The sequence below is a fragment of the Vibrio sp. 10N.222.48.A3 genome (assembly GCF_041475345.1).
In the GTDB taxonomy this organism is placed as follows: domain Bacteria; phylum Pseudomonadota; class Gammaproteobacteria; order Enterobacterales; family Vibrionaceae; genus Vibrio; species Vibrio tasmaniensis_A.
The window spans coordinates 1,164-5,445 of the sequence record NZ_JBFRVX010000247.1 but is presented as its reverse complement, the minus strand read 5'-3'; the positions used below and the strand labels follow the sequence as shown (position 1 = coordinate 5,445).

Below are 4,282 nucleotides of genomic sequence, written 5' to 3'. Positions count from 1 at the left end.
ATAGCCATAACTTCACCAACCGACTTCATTTGAGTCGTTAGACGGTCGTTAGCACCTGCAAACTTCTCGAAGTTAAAACGAGGAATCTTAGTTACTACGTAATCGATTGTTGGTTCGAATGATGCTGGCGTTGCGCCACCAGTGATGTCATTCATTAGCTCGTCTAGCGTAAAGCCAACAGCCAGTTTCGCTGCAATCTTAGCGATTGGGAAACCTGTTGCTTTAGAAGCAAGTGCAGAAGAACGAGATACACGTGGGTTCATCTCGATAATAACCATACGGCCATCTTTCGGGTTAATACCAAACTGTACGTTTGAGCCACCCGTTTCAACACCAATCTCACGCAGTACCGCTAGAGAAGCGTTACGCATTAGTTGGTATTCTTTGTCTGTTAGCGTTTGAGCAGGAGCCACGGTGATCGAGTCACCAGTGTGAATACCCATTGGGTCAAAGTTTTCAATCGCACATACGATGATGCAGTTGTCGTTCTTGTCGCGAACCACTTCCATCTCATACTCTTTCCAACCGATAAGTGACTCATCGATTAGAAGTTCGTTGGTTGGAGAAAGATCCAGACCACGACGACAAATTTCTTCAAATTCTTCTTTGTTATAAGCGATACCACCGCCTGTACCACCCATCGTAAACGATGGACGAATGATACAAGGGAAACCAACCATTTCTTGAACTTTGTAAGCTTCTTCCATCGTTTTCGCTGTATCAGCCGTTGGACACTCAAGACCAATAGCTTTCATTGCTTTATCAAAACGAGAGCGGTCTTCAGCTTTATCGATAGCGTCAGCAGTTGCGCCAATCATCTCTACGCCGAACTCTTCAAGTACGCCGTATTTTTCTAAATCTAACGCACAGTTAAGTGCAGTTTGGCCGCCCATTGTCGGTAGAACTGCATCAGGCTTCTCTTTAGCGATGATGTTACGAACAACTTCCCATTGGATAGGTTCGATGTAAGTCGCATCAGCCATGTCTGGGTCAGTCATGATTGTCGCTGGGTTCGAGTTTACAAGAATAACTCGGTAACCTTCTTCGCGAAGTGCTTTACAAGCTTGAGCACCAGAGTAATCAAACTCACATGCTTGACCGATAACAATCGGACCAGCACCTAGAATTAGAACACTTTTAATGTCAGTACGTTTTGGCATTATCTACTACTCCGGATTACGCTTTGTCTTGTTTGTTTGCAACAGACTGGTTAATTAATTCAATGAAGTGGTCGAATAGCGGCGCCGCATCTTCTGGACCTGGACTTGCTTCTGGGTGACCTTGGAAGCTAAATGCTGGTTTGTCTGTACGGTGGATACCTTGTAGAGAACCATCAAATAGAGACTTATGAGTCGCTCGTAATGTCTCTGGAAGCGTATCTTCGTCAGCAGCAAAGCCGTGGTTTTGTGAAGTAATCATCACAACATCACGTTCTAAATCTTTAACCGGGTGGTTTGCACCGTGGTGACCAAACTTCATTTTCACTGTCTTAGCGCCTGACGCAAGAGCAAGAATCTGGTGACCTAGACAGATACCAAAGATTGGTAAACCTTTTTCTAGGAACACTTTTGTTGCTTCAATTGCGTAAGTACATGGTTCTGGGTCACCAGGGCCATTTGAAAGGAAAACACCGTCTGGGTTCAGAGCAAGTACTTCTTCAGCAGAAGTTTCAGCAGGAACAACCGTTAGGCGGCAGCCGCGGTCAACAAGCATTCGTAAGATGTTTCGTTTTGCACCGAAGTCATAAGCAACAACGTGGTATGGCAATTCAGAGTCTGCTTTCGCTTCAGGAAGTCCACCCGTAAGCGTCCACGAACCTTGTTTCCATTGATACGCTTCTTTTGTTGTAACTTCTTTCGCAAGGTCCATACCTTTCAGGCCAGGGAATTCTTTTGCTTTAGCTAGAGCCAAAGCTTCGTCTAAATTTCCATCATTTACTGAAGAGCCAGCTACGATACAACCGTTCTGTGCGCCTTTTTCACGAAGAATACGCGTCAGCTTACGAGTATCGATATCAGCGATACCAATAACGTTTTGCGACTTAAGGTAATCAGAAAGGGATTGTTCATTACGGAAGTTAGAAGCGATTAGAGGGAGATCGCGAATCACAAGGCCTTGAGCATGGATTGAAGAAGATTCTTCATCTTCGGAATTGGTTCCGGTATTGCCAATGTGAGGGTAAGTAAGGGTAACGATTTGCTGAGAATAGGAAGGATCAGTGAGGATTTCTTGGTACCCCGTCATCGAGGTATTAAAAACGACTTCACCAACTGCAGAACCTACAGCGCCAATGGCTTCACCGTGAAATACTGTCCCATCTTCTAGGACGAGTAGTGCTGACTTCTTCAAGACAACCTCCAGAAATAAAAATGCATTAAAATTGATTTAATTTGCAAATCTACCTTCCTGCAACACCAAAAACTGCGTGTTTATGGAAATTAGACAAATTGGCGGTATTTTAGTGATCTGCGTGATACGTGTCAACATTTAACGCAAAAGAAATTAAACATTTGTAAGAACTAATTCAATTTCCTTTACCAAAGCTTCAAAAGTTCAACTTTCATACTCAATTAATAGGAATATTACGATTTTCTAATTTTCACCCGTCATTTTAGCTAACCATAGAGTGCCAAAAATATCAGCGACAAAACGCAATCGATAAATACCAAGAGAAAACATGATAATTTAAAGATCTAAAACAAAAAGCACACTAAAGCCTGCATAAATAGCATAAAAATAGAGGGAAAGTGGCGATAAGAAGAAAGTAGAAGGAAGATCGTAGAAGAGGAATTCTTAAGGAAAAGCCACCAAATAAAGAAAGCGCCGGCAATTGCCAGCGCATAAATATCTATTTACAGATCGTTTAAACCAAGGACGTCTGTCATGGTATAAAAGCCTGCTGGCTTATCATTTAGCCAAACAGCTGCCTTGATTGCGCCATTAGCAAAGGTCATTCTATCCGTGGCTTTATGGGTAATTTCAACGCGCTCACCAATATCAGCAAACATTGCGGTATGCTCGCCAATGATGTCACCGGCACGGATTGTCGCAAAACCAATCTCATCTTTTGTACGCTCGCCCGTAATGCCTTCGCGTGACCATACAGCGACATCGTTTAGCTCATTGCCCATCGCACCAGCGATCGCTTCACCCATGCCGATCGCAGTACCTGACGGCGCATCGACTTTATGACGGTGGTGAGCCTCTACGATTTCAACATCACAGTAATCGCCCATCACTTTAGCGGCCTTCTCTAACAGCTTAAAAACCAAGTTCACGCCAACGCTATAGTTCGGTGCCATTACGATAGCCATTTCTTTTGAAGCCGCATCGATAACCTGCTTTTCTTCTTCAGAGAAACCCGTAGTGCCGATGATCAGTTTTTTACCGTGACGTTTACAAAGTTCAATATTCGCTAATGTGCTTACAGGTGCGGTAAAGTCGACGATCACGTCAAACTGTTCAATCGCTTTCGAAAGGTCATCAACTAGAGCCACATCAAAACGACCTTCACCGCATAACTCGCCGACGTCAACACCGACCAAAGATGATTCTGGACGTTCTGAACCAGCACCAACGCTTGCTTCTGAATTATGGTGAGCGGCTTTCACCAAGTTACGACCCATACGGCCAGCTGCTCCTGCAATTGCAATTCTTACCACTGCGAATATCTCCATTGTTTTGGTTACCGTTGCCACTTATCTCTTGCAGCAACGTTCAATCGATTAATCTCTTTAAACTAACAACAATCTCAAACTCAGGCTAGCAATTACGAAAACTCTTTTATTACTCGCTCTAAAATTGGCACGTTTGCTTCGGGGAAGGCGTATTGACTCAATGATTCAAGATCGACCCATTCACCTTGTTGACCTTCTTTACCATAAGGCTGTTGCTCGAATTCGGTCACAAGGATGAAATCAAACTTAAGTGACTTATCCGTATAGTCAAACTCAAGGTGTTCAAACAAAGTCTGTTCTGTCACCTTAATACCAATCTCTTCATCAAGCTCACGAGTCATTGCTTGTTCGATGGTTTCGCCCGCTTCAACCTTGCCACCTGGAAATTCCCAAAAACCGCCTTTGTGTTTATCGTCTGGGCGCTTAGTGATAAATACCTGTGACTTATCTTGATTGAAGATGATGCCCGCTACAATGTGGATTCTTTTCATATGATGGTGTTCCTTCTATGTCCCTAGCGTCATTCCCTACAATGAGGAACGAATTAGATAGGGAATCTGCTCTCTTGTTAGTTCGAAAGATCCCCGATTCGCTCGTCCCTCACT

General features: G+C 43.7%; 4 protein-coding genes. All 4 read right to left on the bottom strand.

Going from position 1 to position 4,282, the window contains the following annotated elements; all coding sequences use genetic code 11:
* On the bottom strand, window positions 1–1,160 hold a 1,160-nt coding region (carB, locus tag AB4653_RS08330; RefSeq protein ID WP_372103805.1), incomplete at its 3' end, for a carbamoyl-phosphate synthase large subunit.
* A 16-nt stretch (window positions 1,161–1,176) separates the two neighbouring features.
* Window positions 1,177–2,349, bottom strand: a complete 1,173-nt coding sequence (gene carA / locus AB4653_RS08325) for a glutamine-hydrolyzing carbamoyl-phosphate synthase small subunit (RefSeq protein WP_009848392.1) — start codon at window positions 2,347–2,349, stop codon at window positions 1,177–1,179.
* A gap of 503 nt (window positions 2,350–2,852) precedes the next feature.
* Window positions 2,853–3,677, bottom strand: coding sequence for a 4-hydroxy-tetrahydrodipicolinate reductase (dapB, locus tag AB4653_RS08320; protein ID WP_020477212.1), 825 nt, complete (start codon window positions 3,675–3,677; stop codon window positions 2,853–2,855).
* Window positions 3,678–3,769: 92 nt separating this feature from the next.
* Entirely contained in the window at window positions 3,770–4,168 is a 399-nt protein-coding gene (gene mutT / locus AB4653_RS08315; protein WP_009848390.1) for an 8-oxo-dGTP diphosphatase MutT, read from the bottom strand.
* Window positions 4,169–4,282 lie beyond the last annotated feature (114 nt).